17 protein-coding genes and 3 pseudogenes are annotated in these 23,524 nt (G+C 56.6%); 10 read left to right on the forward strand and 10 right to left on the reverse strand.

Annotated features, from left to right (window positions below):
* Positions 1–23: 23 nt before the first annotated feature.
* From AXW79_RS10905 to AXW79_RS10920, 4 genes are all read right to left on the reverse strand, one after another.
* Positions 24–995, reverse strand: a complete 972-nt coding sequence (locus tag AXW79_RS10905) for a TAXI family TRAP transporter solute-binding subunit (protein WP_005316489.1) — start codon at positions 993–995, stop codon at positions 24–26.
* A gap of 416 nt (positions 996–1,411) precedes the next feature.
* Complete coding sequence (locus AXW79_RS10910) at positions 1,412–3,553, reverse strand: S9 family peptidase (protein WP_005316493.1); 2,142 nt, start codon at positions 3,551–3,553, stop codon at positions 1,412–1,414.
* 234 nt (positions 3,554–3,787) lie between these two features.
* Positions 3,788–4,219: a DUF411 domain-containing protein gene (locus tag AXW79_RS10915; RefSeq protein ID WP_005316495.1), complete on the reverse strand. Its 432-nt coding sequence runs from the start codon at positions 4,217–4,219 to the stop codon at positions 3,788–3,790.
* A 48-nt stretch (positions 4,220–4,267) separates the two neighbouring features.
* Positions 4,268–4,591, reverse strand: coding sequence for a hypothetical protein (locus tag AXW79_RS10920; protein WP_005316500.1), 324 nt, complete (start codon positions 4,589–4,591; stop codon positions 4,268–4,270).
* 261 nt (positions 4,592–4,852) lie between these two features.
* Between AXW79_RS10920 and kefF the strand changes: the two genes are divergently transcribed.
* From kefF to AXW79_RS10940, 4 genes are all read left to right on the forward strand, one after another.
* Complete coding sequence (gene kefF / locus AXW79_RS10925) at positions 4,853–5,452, forward strand: glutathione-regulated potassium-efflux system oxidoreductase KefF (RefSeq protein ID WP_005316502.1); 600 nt, start codon at positions 4,853–4,855, stop codon at positions 5,450–5,452.
* Positions 5,453–5,516: 64 nt separating this feature from the next.
* Positions 5,517–7,373 (forward strand): monovalent cation:proton antiporter-2 (CPA2) family protein, encoded by a 1,857-nt coding sequence (locus AXW79_RS10930; protein WP_005316504.1) that lies wholly within the window; start codon positions 5,517–5,519, stop codon positions 7,371–7,373.
* Positions 7,370–7,756 carry a SirB2 family protein gene (locus tag AXW79_RS10935; RefSeq protein WP_005316506.1) on the forward strand — a complete coding sequence of 129 codons (387 nt, stop codon included), beginning with the start codon at positions 7,370–7,372 and terminating at the stop codon, positions 7,754–7,756. The genes AXW79_RS10930 and AXW79_RS10935 overlap by 4 nt, the downstream gene beginning before the upstream one ends.
* 296 nt (positions 7,757–8,052) lie before the next feature.
* On the forward strand, positions 8,053–9,039 hold the full coding sequence (locus AXW79_RS10940; protein ID WP_005316508.1) for a helix-turn-helix transcriptional regulator: 987 nt from the start codon (positions 8,053–8,055) through the stop codon (positions 9,037–9,039).
* A 787-nt stretch (positions 9,040–9,826) separates the two neighbouring features.
* Here the strand turns inward: AXW79_RS10940 and AXW79_RS22895 are convergent.
* The 4 genes and pseudogenes from AXW79_RS22895 to AXW79_RS10955 form a co-directional block, all read right to left on the reverse strand.
* A pseudogene (locus tag AXW79_RS22895) lies at positions 9,827–10,051 on the reverse strand (transposase); the annotation flags it as partial.
* Positions 10,038–10,763: pseudogene (locus AXW79_RS22245) on the reverse strand (IS1 family transposase). The pseudogenes AXW79_RS22245 and AXW79_RS22895, both read right to left, overlap by 14 nt.
* A 192-nt stretch (positions 10,764–10,955) precedes the next feature.
* Complete coding sequence (locus AXW79_RS10950) at positions 10,956–11,240, reverse strand: DUF3811 domain-containing protein (protein WP_011899186.1); 285 nt, start codon at positions 11,238–11,240, stop codon at positions 10,956–10,958.
* A 172-nt stretch (positions 11,241–11,412) separates the two neighbouring features.
* Positions 11,413–12,291: a cation diffusion facilitator family transporter gene (locus AXW79_RS10955; protein WP_011899187.1), complete on the reverse strand. Its 879-nt coding sequence runs from the start codon at positions 12,289–12,291 to the stop codon at positions 11,413–11,415.
* 455 nt (positions 12,292–12,746) lie between these two features.
* Between AXW79_RS10955 and AXW79_RS23965 the strand changes: the two genes are divergently transcribed.
* Entirely contained in the window at positions 12,747–12,869 is a 123-nt protein-coding gene (locus AXW79_RS23965) for a hypothetical protein (RefSeq protein ID WP_005316524.1), read from the forward strand.
* A gap of 75 nt (positions 12,870–12,944) precedes the next feature.
* Here AXW79_RS23965 and AXW79_RS10960 read toward each other — a convergent pair whose 3' ends face one another.
* The gene (locus tag AXW79_RS10960) at positions 12,945–13,703 is read right to left on the reverse strand and encodes a substrate-binding periplasmic protein (protein ID WP_005316528.1); all 759 of its coding nucleotides are present in this window, start codon (positions 13,701–13,703) and stop codon (positions 12,945–12,947) included.
* 168 nt (positions 13,704–13,871) lie between these two features.
* Positions 13,872–14,462, reverse strand: coding sequence for a single-stranded DNA-binding protein (locus AXW79_RS10965; protein WP_005316531.1), 591 nt, complete (start codon positions 14,460–14,462; stop codon positions 13,872–13,874).
* Positions 14,463–14,981: 519 nt separating this feature from the next.
* On the opposite strand from AXW79_RS10965, the gene AXW79_RS10970 reads away from it, so the two are divergent.
* The 5 genes and pseudogenes from AXW79_RS10970 to AXW79_RS10990 all read left to right on the forward strand — a co-directional run bounded on the left by AXW79_RS10970 (position 14,982) and on the right by AXW79_RS10990 (position 23,518).
* Positions 14,982–15,605 carry a LuxR C-terminal-related transcriptional regulator gene (locus tag AXW79_RS10970; protein WP_005316534.1) on the forward strand — a complete coding sequence of 208 codons (624 nt, stop codon included), beginning with the start codon at positions 14,982–14,984 and terminating at the stop codon, positions 15,603–15,605.
* Positions 15,606–15,700: 95 nt separating this feature from the next.
* Complete coding sequence (gene uvrA, locus AXW79_RS10975) at positions 15,701–18,529, forward strand: excinuclease ABC subunit UvrA (protein ID WP_005316537.1); 2,829 nt, start codon at positions 15,701–15,703, stop codon at positions 18,527–18,529.
* Between the two features lie 144 nt (positions 18,530–18,673).
* Entirely contained in the window at positions 18,674–20,359 is a 1,686-nt protein-coding gene (locus tag AXW79_RS10980) for a sensor domain-containing diguanylate cyclase (protein WP_005316541.1), read from the forward strand.
* A gap of 552 nt (positions 20,360–20,911) precedes the next feature.
* The gene (gene cspE / locus AXW79_RS10985) at positions 20,912–21,124 is read left to right on the forward strand and encodes a transcription antiterminator/RNA stability regulator CspE (protein ID WP_005316548.1); all 213 of its coding nucleotides are present in this window, start codon (positions 20,912–20,914) and stop codon (positions 21,122–21,124) included.
* Positions 21,125–21,555: 431 nt separating this feature from the next.
* A pseudogene (locus AXW79_RS10990) lies at positions 21,556–23,518 on the forward strand (ligand-gated channel protein).
* Positions 23,519–23,524: the final 6 nt, after the last annotated feature.

The raw sequence follows: 23,524 nt of genomic DNA on the forward strand, positions 1-23,524 counted from the left end.
GACAAAGGCCCTTGGGCCCTCAATCAGAGCCAGCCGCGCTCTTTGTAGTAGCGAGCAGCCCCTTCATGCAGCGGTGCAGAGAGCCCTACCTTGATCATGTCGGCCTCTTTCAGGTCGGCAAAGGCTGGGTGCAGGCGCTTGAAGCGATCCAGGTTGTCAAAGACAGACTTCACCAGCTGATAGACCACTTCCGGATCGGCCTTGGCGCTGGTGGAGAGCACAGCCTTGCCACCGATGGACGGGGTCGGCTTGTCGCTGCCCTTGTAGAGGCCACCCGGGATCTCGGCCTTGGTGTAGTAGCTCTTCTCTGCCAACAGCTTGTCGATAGCCTCGCCGGTCACCGGCACCAGCACGGCATCCGTGGTGGTGGAGGCTTCCTGGATGGCACCGTTCGGGTGACCAACGAAGTAGCTCATGGCATCGATGTTGTTGTCACCCAGTGCAGAAGCCTGCTCCGCCAGTTTCAGCTCGGAAACCAGAGCGAAGTCACCCTTCTTCCAGCCTTTGACCGCCATGATCTCTTCCATGGTGTCACGCTGACCCGAGCCCGGGTTGCCGATGTTGACGCGCTTGCCTTTCAGATCGTCAAAACTGGCGATCTTGGCATCGCGGCGAGCCAGAATGGTGAACACCTCGCTCTGCAGGGAGAAGACGGCACGGATATCATCCATGGCCCCTTCGGTCTGGAAAGGGGGCAGCCCTTTCATCGCCTTGAACTGGTGATCTGACTGCATGATGCCGAAGTTGAATTCACCGCTGCGGATGCCGTTGACGTTGGCAACACCGCCACCACTGGCTGGCGCGTTGCACTTGATCTGGTGATCGGCAGCGCCGCGATTGAGGAAACGACAGATAGACTGGCCGGCCACGTAGTAGACGCCGGTCTGGCCGCCGGTACCTATGGTCACGAAGCGCTCCTGCGCTTGTACCTGGCCGCCAAACGATGCACCGACCAGAGCCGCCGACAGGGCGCACGCCAAGGATAATCCTTTCATGTTTTCCATCCTTTTCATTGATTTATCCCATCCGATTCCCGGATGAATGTACGACAACGCCCTGTTCTGCGCAGGGTTTGCCTAACTTGCCTCATGCAAGGAAAGGGTTGGGCAGCAACGCCATTCCCAAAAATCACCCTCTATCCTGCGGTGAGTTAACCAGCCTCGTGCCAGTTGAAGATAATTTGGCCCCTGAGGGGCCAAAGAAAAAGTTATAAGCACTCCGATTAAGCACATTCCGCCAACACAAATCAAACAAAATGGCAAAATGATGGAATTAAATATCGAAAATTATGACGTTGATCATTCATTTTTCTACCAAAGATTAATTCCATCTGCTACCTGATGAAAGCAATACAAACCGACAGTGGATTCTTTTGTGGCCCTTGCAGTGCAAGGGCCTGTGTCATCTTTTCTCAGCTGCCGGCTTGGGCCAGATCCAGAATAAACGCGAATTCCAGCGCTATGTCTTCGTAAGCCTTGAAGCGACCGGATTTGCCACCGTGGCCAGCATCCATGTCGGTATTCAGCAACAACTTGTTATCATCCGTCTTCATCTCGCGCAGTTTGGCGACCCACTTGGCAGGCTCCCAATACTGTACCTGGGAGTCGTGCAGACCAGTGGTGACCAGCAGATTGGGATAGGCCTGTGCCTTGACCTGATCGTAGGGGCTATAAGCCTTCATGTAGTCGTAGTAACGCTTCTGGTTCGGGTTGCCCCACTCGTCGTACTCCCCCGTGGTGAGGGGGATCGACTCATCCAGCATGGTAGTGACCACATCCACGAACGGCACCTGGGCGACCACGCCGCGATAAAGCTGGGGAGCCTGGTTGATGACGGCCCCCATCAGCAGGCCACCGGCACTGCCGCCCATGGCATAGACCTGATCTTTGGCGCCATACCCTTGCGCCACCAGCGCCTCAGTGACGTCGATGAAGTCGTTGAAGGTATTCTGTTTTTTCAGCAGCTTGCCATCTTCATACCAGTGACGGCCCAGCTCCTCGCCCCCTCGAATATGGGCGATGGCATAGACGAAGCCTCTGTCCAGCAAGCTCAGACGGGCGGTGCTGAAGTCGGGATCCATGCTGGCACCGTAAGAGCCGTAGCCGTACACCAGCAGCGGGTTGTGGCCGTTTTTCTTGAACTTGTCCTTGCGATAGACCAGTGACACCGGTACGGACACGCCGTCACGGGCCGTGATCCAGAGCCTCTCACTGGCATACAGTTGTGCTTTGAAGCCCGCCACCGGCTGCTGCTTGAGCAGGGTGCGCTTGCCACTCGTCATATCCAGCTCATAGGTGGATGCGGGGGTGGTCATGGAAGAGTAGCCATAGCGCAGGGCGCTGGTATCCGGCTCCGGGTTGTAGGCAAGCCAGGTGACATAGGCGGGATCGTCGAAGGCGATCTCCTTCTCCTCGCCGCTCTGCCAGTTGATCTGGCGCAGTCGGGTCAGGCCCTGGTTGCGCTCCTCCAGCACCAGCCACTCCTTGAACAGGGCGTAGCTCTCCAGCAGCACGTCCGGGTTGGGGGCTATCACAGATTTCCAGCGATCGACCGGGCTCTCTTTGGTCTCGTACAAGCCGAAATTCTTGCCGTCCTTGTTGGAACGCACATAGAAGCGGCCACGATAGTGATCCAGGCTGTATTCGTGATCCACCTGACGGGGCAGGAACAGACGCGGCGCCTGGGTCGGCACGTTGGCGTCGATGAGACGCGCCTCGCCCGTTGTGGTGCTGGAAAGGGCGATGACGATGAAGTCTTCCGAGGTGGTGGCATAGAGGCTGACGTAGAAGGTGTCGTCTTTTTCCTCATACACCAGGGCATCTTTCGCCGGATCCGAGCCAAGCTCGTGGCGATAGACCTGATAGGGGAGCAGTGTCTTGGGATGCTTGCGCACGTAGAACACCGTCTTGCTGTCGTTGGCCCATACCAGATTGCCGGAGGTATTTTCCAACTTGTCGCTGGCCCATTGGCCACTCTCCAGATCGAGGAACTGGATCTGGTACTGACGACGAGAGAGGAAATCTTCCGCCACCGCCAGCCAGCGGTTATTGCGGCTCACCTCCAGGGCGCCCAGGGCGTAGAACTCGTGCCCTTCGGCGCGCTGGTTGCTGTCGAGCATCACATCGGCGTGCTTCTCCCCGACCTTGGTGCGGGAGTAGATGCCGTACTCCTTGCCCGGCTCATAGCGGGTCTGGTAACGGTAGCCATTCTTCACATAGGGAACCGACTCATCCTGCTGGGGAATGCGAGCCACCATCTCTTTGTAGAGTTGATCGCGCAGCGGCTGGGTCGGCTTGAGCATGGCATCGGTATAGGCGTTTTCAGCCTTGAGGTAGGCCAGCATCTCGGGATTCTGGCGCTCGTCATCCCGCAGCCAGTAGTAGTTGTCGACCCGGGCATCCCCGTGTTTTTTGATGGTATGAGGATGTTTGGCGGCCACGGGAGGCTGGATCAGGGTGTCACTTGTGGGCATGGCGGACTCATCATTGGCATATGAACAGGGGACAGCGGCCAGACAAGCCAGCAGCAGAAGCCCTCGGGAAAAGGTGAACATCTCGCATCCTTTGCGCTTTAAAAGGGTTGGCAAACCTGAGCCTTGGCTCCTTGGTGTGGCCAACAATCTGCCCCTTGTCGCCCCCAGTTGCAAGTTATCAGCGCAAAACCCGCCAGAACACGTAAAAGGGCCACTGTCTCGCGACAGTGGCCCTCAAACCTAACCATGAGCGACACGGATTCGCTCAGGTGTGCCTCACATGATGGAGTTGTGTCTGCTCATGACCAGTTTGCGTCAGCCGGGATAGCTCGACCAAGTCTTGGTCGCGCCCTCATGACTGATGCTCAGCACCTGATAGGGCTGACCCGGTATATCCATGCCTGGCGCACTCTGGGGCATGCCCGGAATGGTCAGGCCGCGGATCGCCGGTTTTTCCTTGAGCAGCTTCTGCACGTCGGCAGCGGGTACATGTCCCTCCACCACATAGCCGTTGACCACACCCGTGTGGCAGGACGCCAGCTGCGGAGTGATGCCGTACTGCTGCTTGATGGGTTCAAGCTGCTCGGTTTCGACGACCTTGATCTCAAAGCCGTTCTCTTCCATGTGCTTGATCCAGGTCTTGCAGCAGCCGCAATACTGGGACTTGTAGACAGTCATCCGCTCCGCAGCCAGGGCGGAGAAGCTGACACTGCCGGCCAGCAGGGCCAGTAACAGGGACTTGTACATGACTCACCTCGGATAAGAAGAAATACCCAAAAAATGGGGAAACTCGACTCAACCGGGATGACGGGGAGGACGTTCCAGCCGCTCGGGCGGCGCATCCGGCGTATACAGGGAGGGGGCAATAAACTCAGGCCTGTCAGGCTCCAGCACGGCCACCGTCAGGCTGTCGCTGGTGAGCACCGTCATGGCGAGCGCCGCAGTAAAGCTGCCACACGGCATGGCTTTCTCCAGGGTACGCTCGCTCTGGCTGCAATGGGGGGTCAGCGTACAGAGATCGGTCGCCGCCCGGCTGCCAAACGACATCAGCACCATCAGCAGACTCCACAAGGGGAGCCAGCGGCGGGCGCGAGCGAGTTGGCGACGGGTCAGAACCATGACATGACTCATTAAGCAGAAGAGTCCTATGGTAACCTCTGGCCCAGGGGGAGGGTCAAGCCCTCCCCTCTATGGTTCGCGGGATGTAAGTAGTATGGCGGGGCGCGATTCACCCACGGATCCCCGCGTCTGGCGTAACGGGACCTGATCCCGGAACTGGCGGGCCATGGCACTTCTTGATAACGTCACCGCTCAATGCATCTTCTTTTCGCCAGTACTGGTTTTTGCCAGTACCAGGCTCAGTCTTCAGGTTATGACCCCATGAAACGCATTCTGGTTATCTTTTCACACCCGGCCCTGCAGAGCTCAAGAGCCAACAAGCAGCTGTTGCAGGCTATCGAAGAGCTGGAGGGCGTCACAGTTCACGACCTCTATCAGCACTACCCGGACATGTTCATCAATGTAAAACAGGAACAGGCCCTGCTGTCGGAACACGATATCATCGTCTTTCAACACCCCTTCTACTGGTACTCCTGCCCCGCCATCATGAAGGAGTGGATGGACCTAGTGCTGGAATACGGCTATGCCTACGGTCCCGAGGCCCATGCCCTCAATGGCAAGCAGTGGCTGAGTGCCATCACCACGGGTGGCGCCCCAGAGTCCTATTGCAGCGCAGGCTACAACAGTCGCCCACTGCTCGACTTTTTGCTGCCGTTCCAGCAAACGGCACAACTGTGCGGCATGACCTGGCTGCCCCCGTTCGTGCTCCACTCCTTTCACAAGATCAAGGATCCGGAGGCATTGCGTCGCTGTGGCCAGGATTATCGCCAGCTGTTGTGTGCCCTGCGCGACGAGCAACTGACCCCCGATCAGCTCGCGGGGCAATCTTATCTGCGGGATCTGCTGGAGGGGCTCTCATGAAACACGGGCAGCTATTTGGCCGACCCCATGAGCCTGACCAGATGTTTAAACGGAGGGCTGGCTGATGGGTCACGGATTACTGTTTGATGCGCTTATCTACCTCTCGGCGGCGGTGATCGCCGTGCCGCTGGCCAAACGCTGGGGGCTGGGCTCTGTGCTTGGCTACCTGCTGGCAGGCATCATCATAGGTCCCTTCCTGCTGGGGCTGGTGGGGGAGCAGAAGGATGTGATGCACTTCGCCGAGTTCGGGGTAGTGCTGATGCTGTTTCTGGTCGGGCTGGAGCTGCGCCCTGCCCTCTTGTGGCAGCTGAAGGGGCCCATACTCGGCACCGGCGGCCTGCAGGTGCTGCTCACCACAGGTGCCCTGACTGGCGTGGCATATCTCATCGGACTGCCCTGGCAGCAGGGACTGGGCATCGGCCTCATCCTGGCGCTCTCCTCCACTGCCATAGTGTTGCAGAGCCTGCAGGAGCGCAAACTGATGCAGAGCGAAAGCGGTCGATCCGCCTTTGCGGTGCTGTTGTTTCAGGACATTGCCGTCATTCCCATACTGGCGATCCTGCCGCTGCTCGCCATAGCACCGGTGGCCAGCAATGGCAGTGCGGAGCTGGCTGGCTGGCAACACGGCCTGCTGGTGGTCGCGGCCATCTCCGGCATAGTACTGGGTGGCCACTACCTGATGCGGCCGGTGTTTCGCGCCATCGCCCAGTCCCACATGCGGGAGATCTTCGTCGCCGCCGCCCTGCTGCTGGTGATCGCCATCGCAGTGCTGATGGAGTCGGTGGGACTCTCCCCTGCCCTTGGCTCCTTCCTCGCCGGTGTGGTGCTGGCCGACAGCGAATATCGCCACGAGCTGGAGGCGGACATAGAGCCGTTCAAGGGCTTGCTGCTCGGCCTCTTCTTCATGTCGGTGGGCGCCGGAATCAACTTCAGCCTGTTTGCCGAACACCCCTTTCTCATCCCGGCGCTGGTGATCGGCCTGATGGCATTGAAATGGCTGGTGCTGATGGCGCTCGGCTTTGTCATTCGTATCTCGCCCAACCAGCGCTGGACCTTCGGGCTGGCGCTGGCACAGGGTGGCGAGTTTGCCTTTGTGCTCTTCTCGTTTGCCTCCCAGAACAAGGTGCTGCCAGGCGACACCATATCGCTGCTCACCCTGGTGGTGGCCCTCTCCATGGCGCTGACGCCGCTCTTGCTGATCCTCAACGATCGGGTGATCCAGCCCTGGTTCGATTACCGTACCCACAGCGATTCGCCGCAGCACGAGCAACCTGAATTGGTGGAGCACCCCGTCATCATCGCCGGCTTCGGCCGCTTCGGCCAGATAGTGGGGCGCCTGCTGCACGGCCACGGCATAGGCACAACCATACTGGAGCAGGACGCCAGTCAGATAGAGATGCTGCGCAGGTACGGCTATCAGGTGTTCTACGGCGATGCCAGCCGGCTCGATCTGCTGCATGCCGCCGGCGCCCACAAGGCAAAACTGCTGGTGCTCTCCATCAATGACCCGGCCACCTCGCTTGAGGTGATTGAAATGGTGAAGAAACACTTCCCGCACCTTAAGATACTGGCGCGTGCCCAAGACAGACCCCATGCTCACGAGATCCTGCGCCACGGCGTGGACAGCGTGCATCGGGAAACCCTGGGTTCCGCCGTGGATCTGGGGGTGGAAGCGCTGACCCAGCTGGGATTTCGGGCCAACCAGGCCTGGCGGGCGGGACAGACCTTCAAACAACACGACAACTGGTTGCTGCGGGAGCAGGCCAATTACTTGGACGACGAACACACCTACATCAACAAGAGCCTGCAATACAGGGACATCCTTTCCGATCTGTTGCAAGACGATCAGGAAGGACAAGAGCGTATTCACGCTCACAACTGGAACAGCGGTCTGCCCGACAACGACAAGGAAGCAATATGATTGCCTATTATCCTCTGCTCAAACACCTGCACATGACCCTCGCCATCGTCAGCCTGCTGCTGTTTGTCTATCGCTGGATGCTTTCTCTCAACGCCAGCCCGCGTCTGCAACAGCGCTGGCTGAAGATAGCACCCCATGTCAACGACACCTTCTTGCTGCTGTTCGGGGTGCTGCTGGCTGTCACGTTGCAGATGAGCCCAAGCCAGCAACCCTGGCTGATGGCCAAGCTGATCGCCCTGGTGGTCTACATAGGGCTCGGTGTCATGGCGTTAAAACGGCCTGCTCGCAGCCAGAAGCTTATGGCGGGTGTCGCCGCACTGGCGGTGTTTGGTTACATGGTGGGAGCCGCCATGACCAAATCGGCCTGGTCCTGGTTGGCTTGACGAGAATGTCCATCTGGTGGGGGGAAGCCATTCCCTCCACATCATCTTCTGCCCTTTAACGTGATTTCTATTTTTTCTTCTCCCTAAAAACCGCAAGACAGCACTTTAATTTGCGATTTTTTCATCAATTAAAAGCCTCAATTGCCACCCACTAAAACAGTAATCATATTTAATATCATGTAGTTAATGACGTTTGTATGAAAATGGCGACAGTTGTCGCAGCAAAACTTGCGACATAGACTGTCGCATGCCATGGCTAGGATACACTCAACGCTAAACCAGTGAAGGCATGCACCATGAGTAAGAAGCTGTTACGACAACTGACCTTGGCGCGTTGCATCCCGCACCGCCCTTACAAGCTGACCGCCAGCCAACTTCAGGTAAAACTGGAAGAGGAAGGTATCCATGTCAGTCTGCGTACCGTGCAACGGGACCTGGAAGAGATGTCCGGCATGGGGTTGTTCGACCTCACCTCGGATGAGCGCAGCAAACCCCACGGCTGGTGCTTTGAGCGCCATGGCCTCAACGACTTCGCCAATATCATGCCGTTGTCGCTGGCGGTGGCCCTGAAAACATGGAGTGATCAGGCAAGCCAACTGCTACCGGCAAGCGTGCTGACCGAATTGAATCCGCTGATCGACAAGGCCAGCCAGGTGATTCGCGACAGCCAGAGCGAACTGGCCGAACGCTGGCTCGAGAGCGTACATCAGTCACCGCGTCCGTTTGCCGGCAACCCGGAGATCCGTCGCAGCACCCTGATCCGCGATGCCCTCTGGCGTGGTCGCAAGTTCAGCGCCGAGATACAGCGCGTCATCAAGGAGCGTACTGTATGGCTCTGCTATGACCGCATCAATCCGCTCGGCATCCTGAATCAGGCCGATGGTCCGACCCTGCTCTGTACTTTGTCCGAGCTGGATCCCAAGGTATACGGCATCCCGTTCGATCACATCAAGGGCGTGGAACTGACCAACTTCAGCGCAACCCAGCCGAAGGATTTCAATATCCAGAAGCTGATCCGTGACCAGGGCTACCAGGACGTCAGCGGTCCAATCCGCTTTGTCGGTCGCATTGATGCAAACTGCCCGACCCTGGTTGATGGCCAGATCCCGGGCCACAACCCACGCATGACTCGCTATGACAAGCGCAGTGTCGTGGTGGAGACCGAAGTCCAGGACACCCCTGAATTTCGCACCTGGCTCAATAACATGAGCGGCAACCTGGAAGTGCTGGCGCCAGAGTCACTGCGCAAGGCATACCCGACACCAGGCAGCCGGGTTAGCTAATCCCAAAAAGCCGAGCTCAGCCTCGGCTTTTTGTATTCTTTTCAAGCATATCTATTCAACTAATTTTGAACCCTTGCCTGCTGAATTGAGTCGTTTTGTACCATCGTTTTCCCCCTGTTTTTTCGTGTGAGAGATCCGCCATAGCGGCTGTAAGAGGCCACTGTGTTGCACCGTACGCGAAGCCATCTTTGAATCCATATCCTTTCCCATGAAACAAACTAAATATATGATTAATATAACTTTATATTGTTAATGGCTAAATTGGATCAGGCTGAGTCACAGAGATAACAGCATGGCCTCCCTTGTTCCTCTGTACGCTTCCCTTAATATGTGTCTCACAAGGACGAAGCTGGTTCGGCAGGATGCAGGAACAGCGCATAAACAGGGAATAACCTACAGGACGTGGTCAGGGATACCTCAGGATGAGGCAGAGCAGCAGGGATTACCGCTCTTCAGGAAGAACAGGACCTCGCCGGATGCGAGCAGGACAGCTTCAGGATGAAGCGAGATAGCCCGGATGGTTATCTGCCAGGACGGCGCAAGGAACACCACAGGATGTGGTAAGGGACACCTCCAGGATGGAGAGAGTGCAGCAATCAGGAACGATTGCCAGACCAGGATGGTCACAGGACACCTCAACGGATTGGGAAGGGGATATTCCGAAGGATCAGGATAAAGTCAGGGATCGCAGGGAGCATTGCAGTTCATGGACTGGACTAGATGACTTGAGGGGACGGCAACTGCCGTCCCCTTTTCTTTATGTGCACCTCTCAAGCCTCCTGCTGGCTCTTTCACGCGAGCTAACGCGGTTGCCTCTCCGGCTGTTTTCGTCCTCTAACTCCTTGAAGCGAGCCATGAGGGAGGGAAGCAACCATCCTTCCAAATTTGGACCGCCACTTGTAGAAGGTGGCGGTACTGATGCCATGTCGCGGTAGAGTGTCGGCATAGATGAACCTGCTTCGGCCTGTTTGAAGATGGCGATGGGGTGATGCCTCCAATCAGTTGAAGTGATGCTTGTCGATGAAGGCGCCGATGACTTTCTCGTGTAGCTCAACAGAGCCAGAAAAGCAGATGGTTTTGCGAGCTAGTCGCTTAAGGCGCGTTCTGAGCGTCAGGTTGTTACGCTCGATACGTTGCATGAAGATTTTCCCAGTCAGATGTATCTTGCAGGGGACTTCTCTGGCGTAGCTATCCCAGTTATCACTGGTGATAAAGCCAAGCTGAAAAGGGGCAAGCAGGCTCAGCAATTTACGGCATGTTTCATCGTTGCGCGGGCCGGAGGTGTAGGCAACAACACGTTTTCTTTTGGTATCAAAGGCATACCAAAGCCAATGGCGATTATCTTTATTACCTACATACGTCCATTGCTCATCGCGTTTACAGATAAGCGCGACATCATCCAGCACTACCTTTTCGGAGGTTACTTGCCTTGGGACGAGTTCTTTAGGGCGCGCAGGACGGTGTTAATGCCAATGTTGAGAGCGCGAGCAGTATCACGGACACCAGCCCCGTTGAACGCCATATCAACAATCTTCTCTTTGACGCCGGGTTACGGGCCTCATAGGTGTAGGTGAGCTGAAAAACGTGGGGGCAGGCTGGACAACGATAGCGAATGTTACCGGCAGGAGTCTTACCATGGCGATATACGTGGTCGGAGTTGCAACGAGGACAGTGAATGGTGATGGATGCCATGAATGAAGAAGCCTCAAAAGAACCCACCTCACTGCATCAACCGATCGGAGGCATCACCCAATTTGGCAATCACGTTCCAGCATTACAACGAGCATCCCCCGCACAGCGCCTTAGGGTATTGTTCACCTCGAAAACATCTACGCAGTCGGGTATCACAACCCTAAGCGGAAAACGCCACCCACACCGGTCTGGTGTGGATGGGCGTTCATCAACACAGCGCTAACTCAGCGCTTGCTGCGAAACTTGTTGCTGACGGAGTCGATCCAGCTGAAGGTTTCTGGCAGTACCTGATTTCTGGCCCGTTCTTTGGCCTTTTCCCGAGCCAGTTTAGAAGCCACCTTAGCCGCCTCTGCACGATCTGCCACGATTTTAAGCCGGCCTTCCTCACGGATCCTGTTACGTTCTGCGTTGGTCAGCTGATGATCAGCATTGGCCTGGGCTTTTTGGAGCAACAGGGTTATCTCGGCCTTTTCGGCTTCGGTGAGGTCTTTCATTTCCAACTTTTTCACGGCGCGCTCCTGGGGCGGCTGGGGGGTGGAATACATTAACACATTTTCACCGACTATTTCTTATGCAATCCGCTCTGCTGGCATAAAAGAGCCGGTTCTGCACTTTTCTCAGTCATTTATCTGCCAGTTCACTGCAGATTTCTTGCATGTCCCGGTTTGTCTGGTATATCTCTCAGCTGTGGCCGCTCGGTTCGACATGGATCAGCACTATGGCATGAGGTATGTGACGCATTATGCCTTCTTCTATCCGATCGCAGATGGCGTGGGAGTGTTCGATGCTCATCTCCTTGGGCAAGGTCAGATGGAAATCGATGTGACGACGGCGTCCGGCCTGGCGACTGCGCAGGGCGTGAAAGCCCCCATGCTCCGGGCAGCACTGTTCGATCACTCGGGTCGTCATGGCCAGCTCCTCCTCGTTCATGCTGTGGTCCAGCAGTGGTTGAAAAGCCTGGTCAAGCATGGATATTGCTTCTCTGAGAATGAAGAGCGCCACGCAGATGGCGACTATGGGGTCGAGCAGATAGAGGTTGTAACCCAGCCCGGTGGCGAGCCAGATACCCGACAGACCGACAGCCACCCCGAGGGAGGTCAACACGTCTGCCTTGAGGTGCAGGGCATCAGCTGCCAGGGCAACGGATTCTTCCTCTTTCGCCACCCGATACAGATAGGTGGAGACGCCGCTGTTGACCAGCGCCGAGATCAGCATGACCAGTACGCCAAAACCCACGCTTTCGATCAGCGTTGGTGTAATCAACTTGCCGATAGCTTCGAAGATGATCCAGCCAGCGGCCAGCAGGATCAGCAAAGCTTCGATCACGCCGGAGACGTTTTCTATTTTGTCATGTCCATAAGGATGGCGTTGATCGGGGGGAATATCTGACCTGCATACTGCAAACAGGGCGATGAGAGCCGCCACCAGGTCCATTGCCGAGTGAATGGCCTCCGAAATAATACTGACTGAGCCACTCAGAATGCCAGCGAATATCTTCATGATAATCAGTGTGATGTTTGAGCAAACGGAGACCAGCGCGGCTCTCGTTTTTCTGGTCATAGGATGTCCTTATTCTCGGGAACATAATTATTAAAATAAGTCGGGATAATATCAGTTTGAAAATAAAACCGCCTATTCAGGTTGTAATATTTTGTTTCTGACGGTAGTGAGAATGCTTATCTAAATTACCTTTTCTTATTTAAAGAATAGTTGTTTTTGATTTGGTGATTTATTTCGATTCGTGAGGGAATATGTCAGGGGAGGCGAATTTTATCAGGCATACTCAGGTTTTTTGGCCTTTCATGCCATCAGGTATCCGATCTGGGCCGTGGTGGAGGTGTGACTCAGGACGAACCCTGGCTGATGAGGGTGGATTCTTGCGCAACATTGGGGGTATGCTGGAGTGAGTGCGATCAATCGGTCGTCACTGAAAGCGTACTACTGAAGTCTACGATTCGGATGGCATGCTGGAACCTGGGTTCCAACTGTCTGGGTAACATTTTTGGAGTTTGATGATGAGTAACAAAGAACATCACAACGGCAAAGATGCCAAGAAAAAACCGCAGATGTCACTGAAAGAGAAGCGCGACGCCAAACGTCAGAAAGCAGACCTGAAAAATGGCAGCGCTATAAAGTAACGCTCCTCCACGCTGTAGTTCCTCTGGAGCCAGTATCAAGCCAGCCTTTCACAGGCTGGCTTTTATGTTTTTGCCTTATGGTGTGGCGCCGTAGGCCTCGAAGATCTTCCGATAGCGTCCGTCGGCTCGCATGGCATCCAGTTGGCGATCGAACCTGCGTTGCAGCTCCACCTGACGAAAGGCGAAATGGTAATGGGTTGGCGCAAACAGGTCATATTGCCTGACCCGGCCACTAGCATAGAGCTCGGCGCCATATTTGCTGTCGGCCAGCTCTGCCAGATAGTAGTAAAACACCCGCTGCTCCAGGATCACTGCATCCACCCGCCCCAGCATCAGTCTGTGAACCTGCCCCTGTTGTTTGGCGACCTCTTCATAGCGGGGATTTTGATCCGCCATGCTGGCAAAGGCACCTCCCAGTATCTGGCGAGCCCGCTGAAAGGCGCTGACTCTCAGGGTTTTCATATCGTCCAGTGTGCTGATGTGAGTCTTGCCGAGGGTGAACACCCGGTTATGGAAGGCAATCACGGGCTGTGACAGGAAGACATTGTTCAGCATGCCGGGCTTGACGTTGATGATGGCGTCAAGCTTGCCGGACTCCAGCATCCGGAAAGTGCGTTCCAGCGGCAGATATTCAAAGCGGGGCTCATAGCCACTGTCGCGAAAGGCCTCTTTAAACAGGTCGAGCTCGATCCCGCGTCCCTCTTCCTCGATCACATAGGGGGGGATGGCGAAGCTGACGCCCACCCGCAGCAGTTCGGCGGCAAATAGCCGGGGGGCCACCATGGCGGCGGTCAGACAAATGGTGAGCAGTAGCGTGCGATGCAGAAACACCATGAGTTCTCTCTGGCAAACGAGTCGCCCTGAGCATAATCCCAAGACGGCCTGTGACACGTGGAAATAACGGCCACATTCACACAGGAATAGCACCGCATGCCGTGCCTGCGTCAATAACAGGTAAAAAAAGGCCCTGCATGAACAGGGCCTCTCGGGATTCATTGCCGATTAGAACGGGATATCGTCGTCGAAGTCCATCGGCGGCTCGTTGTAGACAGGCGGTGCTGACTGGGGCTGCTGGGCCGGACGACCATAACCGCCTTGTGGCTGCTGCATGTTCTGCTGCGGTGCGGCGGCAGGACGAGCCTGGTTTACCGGCTGCTGGGCTGGCATGCCTTGTTGCGGTTGACCCCAGTTGCCTTGCGCTTGAGGTTGGCCACCCATGTTTTGGCCTGCGCCACCTTGCGGGCGACCACCCAGCATCTGCATCACGCCACTGAAGCTGTCTACCAGCACTTCGGTGGTATAACGCTCTTGGCCACCTTGATCCTGCCATTTGCGAGTCTGCAGTTTCCCTTCGACATAGACCTGGGAGCCCTTCTTCAGGTACTCACCAGCCACTTCGGCCAGCTTGCCCATGAATACCACACGGTGCCATTCGGTACGCTCTTTCTGCTCACCGGTCTGCTTGTCGCGCCAGGTTTCAGAGGTGGCCAGGGTGATATTGGTCACGGCACCGCCACTCGGCATGTAGCGTACTTCCGGGTCTTGTCCCAGGTTACCGATCAGAATGACTTTATTGATGCCTCGACTGGCCATAATCTCTCTTCCACCCTTTATATACCGGCCAGGCCATATGCCCGGACCAATTCAACATATCGTTTGTTTTCTGCGAGATAGGCAGCATCGCTTGGCGACACTGACACATCATGCGATGACTGAACCCGGTTCAGTCGGCCAGCTGGCCAATGTTCCGCTTTCAGATTTTGGCCGCAATAATAACAGTTGGCGTGAACGAGCGCACATCTTCCTGCCCTGTCATCCTCCACCCGGAGCATGGACCGAAGGATTAACTTACACGAGGCCGACCATGACCAGCAAGCGAGCAGGGCTGGATGGCCTGAGCAAACGTAGCAAAACGGATCCCGATTGCACTGTGACACTCTTTGTCAGGCACAGTGCCAGTATTCCACCCAAATGGGGGGGCATGGCTAGTCATTTGTATTGCTTGGGAAATTGGTGAGTTTCAAAAGAGGCACACTGGCGTCTAATGCTTTTTTAATGCTGCAGCGTTTGGGGGGCTTGGTACTCTCTGCTGCCAAAAAAACCATGGCCTGAATGTTCAAGGACGTGCTCTTCATGACCACCCCATACACCATAGTCGTACTGGTGACTGAAAATAATGTGCAGGCGACCAGTTTTCAGAGCTATCTGGCTGAGCAGCTGGCACTCCCCATCCTGCTGGATGGGCGAGAGTCACACCCATTATTTCTGGTCGATCTGGATTACCTCAAGTCGAGCCAGCAGAGTGGGTGGCCGAGGGAGATCTCCAGTCGCTTCGGGGAAGCCAACACGATATTGCTCAATGCCCCGACCAGCACAGATCGCGAGTTGTTGCTGATGTGGCCTCACACCAGCGGACTCTTCTTCCGCCAGGATCGGCTGGTGCTCGGCATTCGCAAGGTGTTGCAGGGGGAGTACTGGATCCCGCGCCATTTGCTGTGCGATCTGGTCAACTACTACCGCAAGGGGGGAGAACATCACCTGCGCAACCAGACGCTGCTGACTGCGCGCGAGCAGGAGATCATCCGCTACCTGATGACGGGTGCCTCCAATACCGAGATTGCCGACAGCCTGTTTGTGAGCGAGCACACCATCAAGTCCCACCTCTATAACGTCTTCAAGAAATTGAACGTCAGGAACCGGTTGCAGGCGGTGAGCTGGGCCAAAGAATATCTCTGAAATCGATGGAGATGATGGATAAAACCTGTCTATTCATCCAGTAGTCTCTATGCCATACTGATTCGCTCTGATTTGTGTATCGAGCGTGCAACAAGATGGAAAAGATAGTGGTCCGGGGTGCTCGCACCCATAACCTCAAGAACATCAATCTGACCCTGCCCCGCGACAAGCTGATCGTGGTTACCGGCCTCTCCGGTTCAGGCAAGTCTTCCCTGGCGTTCGATACCCTTTATGCCGAAGGGCAGCGTCGCTATGTGGAGTCGTTATCTGCCTATGCCCGCCAGTTTCTCTCCCTGATGGAGAAACCGGATGTGGATCATATAGAGGGGCTCTCCCCTGCCATCTCCATCGAGCAGAAGTCCACCTCTCACAACCCGCGCTCGACCGTTGGCACCATCACCGAAATTTATGACTACCTGCGTCTGCTTTTTGCGCGGGTAGGTGAGCCCCGCTGCCCGACTCATGCCATCCCGCTCGCCGCCCAGACCATCAGCCAGATGGTGGATCAGGTGCTGGCCCAGCCGGAGGGCAGCAAACTGATGCTGCTGGCCCCGGTGGTACGGGATCGCAAGGGTGAGCACACCAAGTTGCTGGAGAATCTGGCGGCCCAGGGCTATATCCGGGCCCGTATCGATGGCGAGGTGTGCGATCTCTCGGATCCACCCACCCTGGAACTGCACAAGAAGCACACCATAGAAGTGGTGGTGGACCGCTTCAAGGTACGCGATGACCTTGCGTTGCGGCTGGCCGAATCGTTCGAGACGGCATTGACCCTTTCGGGCGGTATCGTGCAGGTGGTGCCCATGGATGGGGAGGAGGGGGTTGGGCCCATGACCTTCTCTGCCAACTTCGCCTGCCCCGAGTGTGGCTACTCCATGTCGGAGCTGGAGCCGCGCATCTTCTCCTTCAACAATCCGGCCGGTGCCTGCCCCACCTGTGATGGGCTCGGGGTACAGCAATACTTCGATCCGGCCAAGGTGATCCATGACCCTTCCATCAGTCTGGCCAACGGCGCCATTCGTGGCTGGGACAGGCGCAGTTTCTATTACTTCCAGATGCTCAAATCCCTCTCCGATCACTACAAGTTCGATCTGGAGGCCGCGTGGGAAGATCTGCCCCTCAAAACCCAGGAGGTGATCCTGCGTGGCTCGGGCCGTACCGAGGTCGAGTTCCGTTACATGAACGATCGCGGTGACGTTGTGGTGCGCAAGCATCCGTTCGAGGGGATCCTGCACAACATGGAGCGCCGCTACCGTGAAACCGAGTCCAACTCGGTACGGGAAGAGCTCTCCAAGTACATCGCCAACAAATCCTGTACCAGTTGCGGCGGCAGTCGACTGCGGGAAGAGGCGCGCCACGTATTCGTGGACAACCGCAATCTGTCCGCCATTGCCGAACAGTCCATCGGTGATGCGCTGGCCTTCTTCGAGGGACTGAGCCTGACTGGCCAGCGCGCCCAGATCGCCGAGAAGATCCTGAAAGAGATCGTCGAACGGCTGGGTTTTCTGGTGAATGTCGGCCTCAACTATTTGAGTCTCTCACGCAGTGCAGAAACCCTCTCCGGCGGGGAAGCCCAGCGCATCCGGCTGGCGAGCCAGATCGGTGCCGGCCTGGTTGGGGTCATGTATGTGCTGGATGAACCTTCCATCGGCCTGCACCAGCGTGATAACGAGCGGCTGCTCACGACCCTCATCCATCTGCGCGATCTGGGCAACACCGTCATCGTGGTGGAGCACGACGAGGATGCCATTCGCTTGGCTGACCACGTGCTCGACATAGGCCCCGGGGCCGGGGTGCACGGCGGTAATATCGTGGCCCAGGGGACACCCCAGCAGATCATCGACAACCCGGATTCGCTGACCGGTGACTATCTCTCTGGCCGCAAGCGGATTGCCATTCCTGCCGAGCGTACGGCGCTCACTGGCAAGTGGTTGAAACTCAAAGGCGCGAGCGGCAACAACCTGTGCAACGTCAATCTGGATCTGCCTCTCGGGGTGATGACCTGCGTCACCGGTGTTTCCGGCTCCGGCAAGTCGACCCTGATCAACGACACCCTGTTCCGCATTGCCCACCGCGAGCTCAACAAGGCGACCGAGTCGACCCCGGCGCCCTATCGCAGTGTCGAGGGACTGGAGCACCTGGACAAGGTGGTGGATATCGACCAGAGCCCCATCGGTCGTACCCCGCGCTCCAACCCGGCCACCTATACCGGCCTGTTCACCCCGATCCGCGAGCTGCTTTCCGGCACGCAGGAGGCGCGCTCCCGTGGCTATCTGCCGGGTCGCTTCTCCTTCAACGTCAAGGGCGGTCGCTGCGAAGCCTGTCAGGGGGATGGGGTCATCAAGGTGGAAATGCACTTCCTGCCGGACGTTTACGTGCCATGCGATGTCTGCAAGGGCAAGCGTTACAATCGCGAGACCCTGGAGGTGAAGTACAAGGGCAAGAACATCCACGAAATACTGGACATGACGGTGGAGGACGCGCGTGCCTTCTTCGATCCGGTACCGGCAGTGGCGCGCAAACTGCAAACCTTGATGGATGTGGGTCTCTCTTACATTCGCCTTGGTCAGTCAGCGACGACGCTCTCCGGCGGCGAGGCGCAGCGGGTCAAGCTGGCGCGCGAGCTCTCCAAGCGTGACACCGGCCAGACCCTCTATATCCTGGATGAACCGACTACAGGGCTGCACTTCCACGATATCCAGCAGCTGCTCAAGGTATTGCATCAACTGCGGGATCGCGGCAATACCATCGTTATCATCGAGCACAATCTGGACGTCATCAAAACCGCCGACTGGATCGTCGATCTGGGACCCGAGGGGGGCGCTGGCGGCGGTCGCATTCTGGTGACGGGCACGCCGGAGCAGATCAGCCGTTGTGAGGATTCTCATACGGCGCGCTTTTTGGCGCCGCTGTTGGTAAAATAATCACAGCAGTCATGAAACAAGGGGCCCTGGGCCCCTTGTTTTTTATGGAAGTGATTCAGTTGCCGCCCCAGGAGGTGGATACTCCATACTTGGTACAAGACAGTTTTCGCTCCCTCGTTTGCCGTCCAAAGGATATTGGCGTTCATGGCTCAACCTTCTCGCTCCATCGATCATTTGCTGGCCTACTCCATGTTTCCCGTCTGGGCCGGAGCCATCCTGATGCTGCTCATCGTGATTGCCCTGGCTCAGGTGCCGGCGGCGCAGCGGGTCGAAGAGCGGCGAATGAAGGAGCACCTGCAGCGGGTGATCAAGGCGGTGCAGGGTGATATCAGTGCCATCAATGCCTTCACCCGGGATTGGGGCATCTGGGATGAGAGCTATCGCTTTCTGGCCCACCCCAATCAGGCCTATATTCGTTCCAATTTGCTGGTCGATACCCCGATGCGGGATTTTGAACTCAACGTATTGAGCTATATGGATTTGCAGGGGGCCGAGATCTGGACCCGCACCCTGCTGCCCGAGACGCCAGGCACGGACACGACCCTGCTTCCCTTCTTCCTGGATGACCTCAAGCTGCAGTTGCTGCGTGAATCCCGTCAGGAGGGGATTCGCAGCCTGAGCGGTGTGAGGGGATCCCAGTGGGGACCCCTCATTTACTCGCTCCAGCCGGTGACCAACACCCTGGGAAACGCCACACCTAATGGCTATCTGCTGGTGACTCGCTGGCTGGATGCTCGCTATCTGCATGATCTGGCTGAGCGCACAGCCCTCTCTTTGACCCTCTCCCAGCCAAAGCCTTCCGATAACTTCCTCTCCTTCAAGCCACTCAAGCCACAGATGAGCTATCGACTGGTTGATCTGGGACTGCAGCGGATCAGGGGAGAGGGGCTGCTGCTCGACAGCAATGGCGACCCCGTGTTGACCCTGATAGTGGAAGACGATCGTGATGTGTTGCAGGGGGCGATGGAGGGGGCTATCTGGACCTTCTTTGGCATGTTGTTGATCAGCATCGCCTGCGTTCTGATGGCCCTGGCCCGCTTGAGAGCCATAGTGTTGGGGCCGGTCAGCGAGATGGTGAAGGCGTTGCAGAAATTTGGCGACAAGCAGGATGTGAGCCTGCTGCCGCTTATCGACAGCAGCCAGGAGATGGCCCTGCTCAGCCGCAAGTTCAGGGAGATTGCGGCCAAGATCAGCCTGCACCACAGTGCCTTGCAGGCGCACTCTTCCAGGATGGAGGTCGCTGCCTATACGGATCCGCTCACACATGCCTCCAATCGGCGCTACCTCGACGAGTGGTTGCTGACCCGGGATAACGTCACCGCTGCCAGGGTGCTGGTGATCCTGGACCTGGACTACTTCAAGCAGGTCAATGATCGCTTTGGCCACGACATGGGAGATCTGGTGTTGTGCCAGCTGGCCGCATTGATGCGCAATGCTCTCGGCGAGGAGGAGCCGCTGATCCGGCTGGGCGGGGAGGAGTTCCTGCTGTTGTTGACCTGTGAGGAAGCGGAGCGGGTGGCAGATCGGATTGAGCGCTTGCGCCGCAAGATTGCCGAATATCGGTTCGGTCGGGAAGAGGTGCCCCTCCGGATGACGGCATCACTAGGGTATTGCAGTTACCCCCTGCACCCCGAGCTGAAAGATTCGTTCTGGAATCTCAGCTTCAAGCTGGCGGACATGGCGCTGTACAGGGCCAAGCAGGAGGGACGGGATCGCTGGCGGGGATACAGCGGTGAACTGGCCCGGGAGCAGTGGGCATTGAGTCCGGAACAGATAGTGGAGGGAGAGTTCCTCTTGTGTCAGGCATCTCATCTCCGTCAGCCCGCTTGATGGGCCTGTATTGACAGTAGGGTGCCGGGGATAAATACCTGCCACATCAGCTGGAAAAATGGGATCTCATATGATGGCTGCGCGGAGACTACTGTGTTTCCCTTTGGTCTGTTTTGCCATTAAGGCCCTGCAGCAACCAAGGAAGAGCACTTCTATACCGATCTTGATCAGGAACGCCTCTACGCCAGTCAGAAAGCAGTCACAAAAAAGCTCGGCACCAATCATAGCAAGGGCCAGCGCTCAATCTCGCCAGTGAACGCCGTGGCTCATGTGACAATATGAAGTTGGTAGCACGTCGATAACCAGAAATTAATATTGAGATAAAGTTTGCTTTAACGAAGAGACCATGTTTTAATCTCTCTCGATGGTTCGGTAGTTCAGACCTGTTTATGTTAGGCAGTCATTTTAGTAAAGCAGTGATTAGTATAAGAGTTATCTACGATAGTTCTTATTAAATAATTCTCCTTCTTTAGTGCTCCCCATACGTATTGCTGACGAAAAATCATAGATTGCCAACTTTTGGCACTTAAAACACTATTTTAGGAAATTATTATGTCTAACAAAATGACTGGTACCGTTAAATTCTTCAACGCCGAGAAAGGTTTTGGTTTCATCTCCCCGGCTGACGGCAGCAAAGACGTGTTCGTACACTTCTCTGCAATCCAGTCCACCAGCTTCAAAACTCTGGACGAAGGTCAGCGCGTTGAGTTCACCATCGAGCAAGGCCAGAAAGGCCCGGCTGCTGCCAACGTAGTTGGTCTGTAATTCAAGCAAGGAAGCCTTCACGCTAGCTAACGCCTGCTGAGAAGACCTTCTGCAAGAATTAAAAAAACCCGCCTAGGCGGGTTTTTTGTTGTCTGAAATTCAGTGTTTACCCGCTTTCCCCCTCTCTCAGCCCTTTCACCTCACCTCTCCCTCGACTCTGTTCATCTTGCTGCTTTATGTCATCCAAGTACTCCCCACCCTGTCTGCCCCTCCAGCCGCCCCTATGACAGCTCAATAAACTTAATGAGATTAATTATCGTTTACACATCTTTCACTGATCATTACAATGCCAGCCGACAAACGGGAAGATTATTCAATTGAACCTTCCCGGTCCTGATTTCACGCGGGATGCAGTGAAGTCACCCCATCGAGTTCACCCAAAGGATGAATGTCACTTTCTCATTAAAAGAGTTCAGGCCAACATGATAAAAATGCACCGCAACAAGCTGACCACGCTCATTCTCGCCGCCCTCGCCTCCCATGCCTATGCTGCCAAACAGGAAGTCATGGTCGTGACGGCTTCCGGCTTCCAGCAGAAGATCGAAGATACCGCCGCCTCCATCTCGGTCGTGACCCGTGAGCAATTGGAAAAACGCGCCTACCGCGACGTGACCGATGCACTGAAAGATGTGCCGGGCGTGGTGATCACCGGGGGTGGCAGCAGCAGTGACATCAGCATTCGTGGCATGGGCTCCAAATACACGCTGATGTTGGTGGATGGAAAGCGCGTCGACAGCCGTGGCACTCGTCCCAACAGCGATGGCCCGGGGATAGAGCAGGGCTGGTTGCCACCGCTGCAAGCCATAGAGCGTATCGAGGTAGTGCGTGGCCCCATGTCCTCCCGTTACGGATCCGATGCCATGGGCGGCGTCATCAACGTCATCACCCGCAAGACCGCCAGCATGACAGCATGACAGCATGACAGCATGGCAGGGTTCGCTGCATGCTGACTCCACCTTCCAGGAGAACAAAGACTCAGGCAACATCTTCCAGACCAACGCCTACACGGCCGGCGCTCTGGTAGACGGGTTGCTGGGGGTGCGTCTGAACGGCCAGCTTTCCCATCGCGGTGAGGATCAGTTCCAGAATGGCTTCGCCGAACAGGAGATGCGCAGCGGCACTGCCGTGTTCAGCCTGACCCCTGACGAGCACAATCGCTTCGACTTCGAGGCAAGCCGCGGTCTGCAGGATCGTGATCGCACACCGGGTGAGTCCATCCCGGCCAAGTCCAAGCCCAGCCTGAGCACTTACGAGCGCACCAACTACGCCATCACCCACGACGGCCGCTACGACTTTGGCTCCTCCACCAGCTATCTGCAGCGGGAAGAGAACACCAATCCCGGCCGCCAGATGAAGCTCATCAACACCATAGCCGACACCCACACCCAGTTTGAGCTTGGGGATCACTACCTGAGCGTGGGTGGCCAGTACCGCTACGAGGATCTGCAGGATCAAGGCAACCAGCTCAACGTGGTCAACCGCGCCAACCAGCTGACCCGCTGGAGCTGGGCCATGTTCGTGGAGGACGAGTGGGCACTGACCGACAGCTTCGCCCTGACCGGCGGTGTACGCATGGACAGGGATCAGAATTACGGCACTCACTGGAGCCCGCGTCTGTACGGGGTCTGGCATCCTGCCGAGTCATGGACGCTGAAAGGGGGCGTCTCCACCGGCTATCGTTCACCGGATCTGCGCATGTCGGCCGCCAACTGGGGCCAGGCCACGGGTGGGGGCACCCAGGATGGGATGCTGGTGGGCAGCCCGGCACTCAAACCTGAAACCAGCGTGAGCCAGGAAATCGCACTGCTGTGGGATGGTCAGGAGGGGTTGAGCACAGGGCTGACTCTGTTCAACACAGACTTCGAGGACAAGATCTCCGAGATCCGCCGTTGCACCAGCAAGAGCGATCCCTCCTGCACCCTGAACGGTCATACCTATGACTTCATCAGCGACCGCATCAACGTCGACAAGGCGAATATGCGCGGGGTGGAAGGCACGGCCAACTGGGCCATCAACGAAGACTGGTCGCTCGCCTCCAGCTACACCTTCACCCAGTCCGAGCAGAAGAGCGGCTCGATGGAAGGCAAGCCTCTGAACCAGATGCCGCGCCACATGTTCAACACCACGGTCGACTGGCAGACCACAGAAGAGGTCAGCCTCTGGTCACGGGTCAACTTCCGCAGCAAGACTTCTGACTACCTGAGCCGGGTCAAGATGGCAGAGGGCACGCCTTCCTACACCTTCTTTGACACAGGTCTGGTCTACAAGGCCAACAAGAACCTGGACGTGACCGCCGGTATCTACAACCTGTTCGACAAGACGGTGGATTACACCAGCTTCGGTACTGTGCTGGACGGGCGCCGCTATACACTGGGGATGACCTACAACTTCTGATGAATC

This window comes from Aeromonas salmonicida subsp. salmonicida (genome assembly GCF_001643305.1).
Taxonomy (GTDB): domain Bacteria; phylum Pseudomonadota; class Gammaproteobacteria; order Enterobacterales; family Aeromonadaceae; genus Aeromonas; species Aeromonas salmonicida.

What these genes read in the sequence shown, in the direction of transcription:
- AXW79_RS10910 (WP_005316493.1), bottom strand. Translation starts at nt 3,553, where the DNA reads ATGTTCACCTTTTCCCGAGGGCTTCTGCTGCTGGCTTGTCTGGCCGCT.
- AXW79_RS10905 (WP_005316489.1), bottom strand. Translation starts at nt 995, where the DNA reads ATGAAAGGATTATCCTTGGCGTGCGCCCTGTCGGCGGCTCTGGTCGGT.
- uvrA (WP_005316537.1), top strand. Translation starts at nt 15,701, where the DNA reads ATGGAAAAGATAGTGGTCCGGGGTGCTCGCACCCATAACCTCAAGAAC.
- AXW79_RS23965 (WP_005316524.1), top strand. Translation starts at nt 12,747, where the DNA reads ATGAGTAACAAAGAACATCACAACGGCAAAGATGCCAAGAAAAAACCG.
- AXW79_RS10920 (WP_005316500.1), bottom strand. Translation starts at nt 4,591, where the DNA reads ATGGTTCTGACCCGTCGCCAACTCGCTCGCGCCCGCCGCTGGCTCCCC.
- AXW79_RS10980 (WP_005316541.1), top strand. Translation starts at nt 18,674, where the DNA reads ATGGCTCAACCTTCTCGCTCCATCGATCATTTGCTGGCCTACTCCATG.
- AXW79_RS10960 (WP_005316528.1), bottom strand. Translation starts at nt 13,703, where the DNA reads ATGGTGTTTCTGCATCGCACGCTACTGCTCACCATTTGTCTGACCGCC.
- AXW79_RS10965 (WP_005316531.1), bottom strand. Translation starts at nt 14,462, where the DNA reads ATGGCCAGTCGAGGCATCAATAAAGTCATTCTGATCGGTAACCTGGGA.
- AXW79_RS10935 (WP_005316506.1), top strand. Translation starts at nt 7,370, where the DNA reads ATGATTGCCTATTATCCTCTGCTCAAACACCTGCACATGACCCTCGCC.
- kefF (WP_005316502.1), top strand. Translation starts at nt 4,853, where the DNA reads ATGAAACGCATTCTGGTTATCTTTTCACACCCGGCCCTGCAGAGCTCA.
- AXW79_RS10915 (WP_005316495.1), bottom strand. Translation starts at nt 4,219, where the DNA reads ATGTACAAGTCCCTGTTACTGGCCCTGCTGGCCGGCAGTGTCAGCTTC.
- AXW79_RS10930 (WP_005316504.1), top strand. Translation starts at nt 5,517, where the DNA reads ATGGGTCACGGATTACTGTTTGATGCGCTTATCTACCTCTCGGCGGCG.
- AXW79_RS10940 (WP_005316508.1), top strand. Translation starts at nt 8,053, where the DNA reads ATGAGTAAGAAGCTGTTACGACAACTGACCTTGGCGCGTTGCATCCCG.
- cspE (WP_005316548.1), top strand. Translation starts at nt 20,912, where the DNA reads ATGTCTAACAAAATGACTGGTACCGTTAAATTCTTCAACGCCGAGAAA.
- AXW79_RS10955 (WP_011899187.1), bottom strand. Translation starts at nt 12,291, where the DNA reads ATGACCAGAAAAACGAGAGCCGCGCTGGTCTCCGTTTGCTCAAACATC.
- AXW79_RS10970 (WP_005316534.1), top strand. Translation starts at nt 14,982, where the DNA reads ATGTTCAAGGACGTGCTCTTCATGACCACCCCATACACCATAGTCGTA.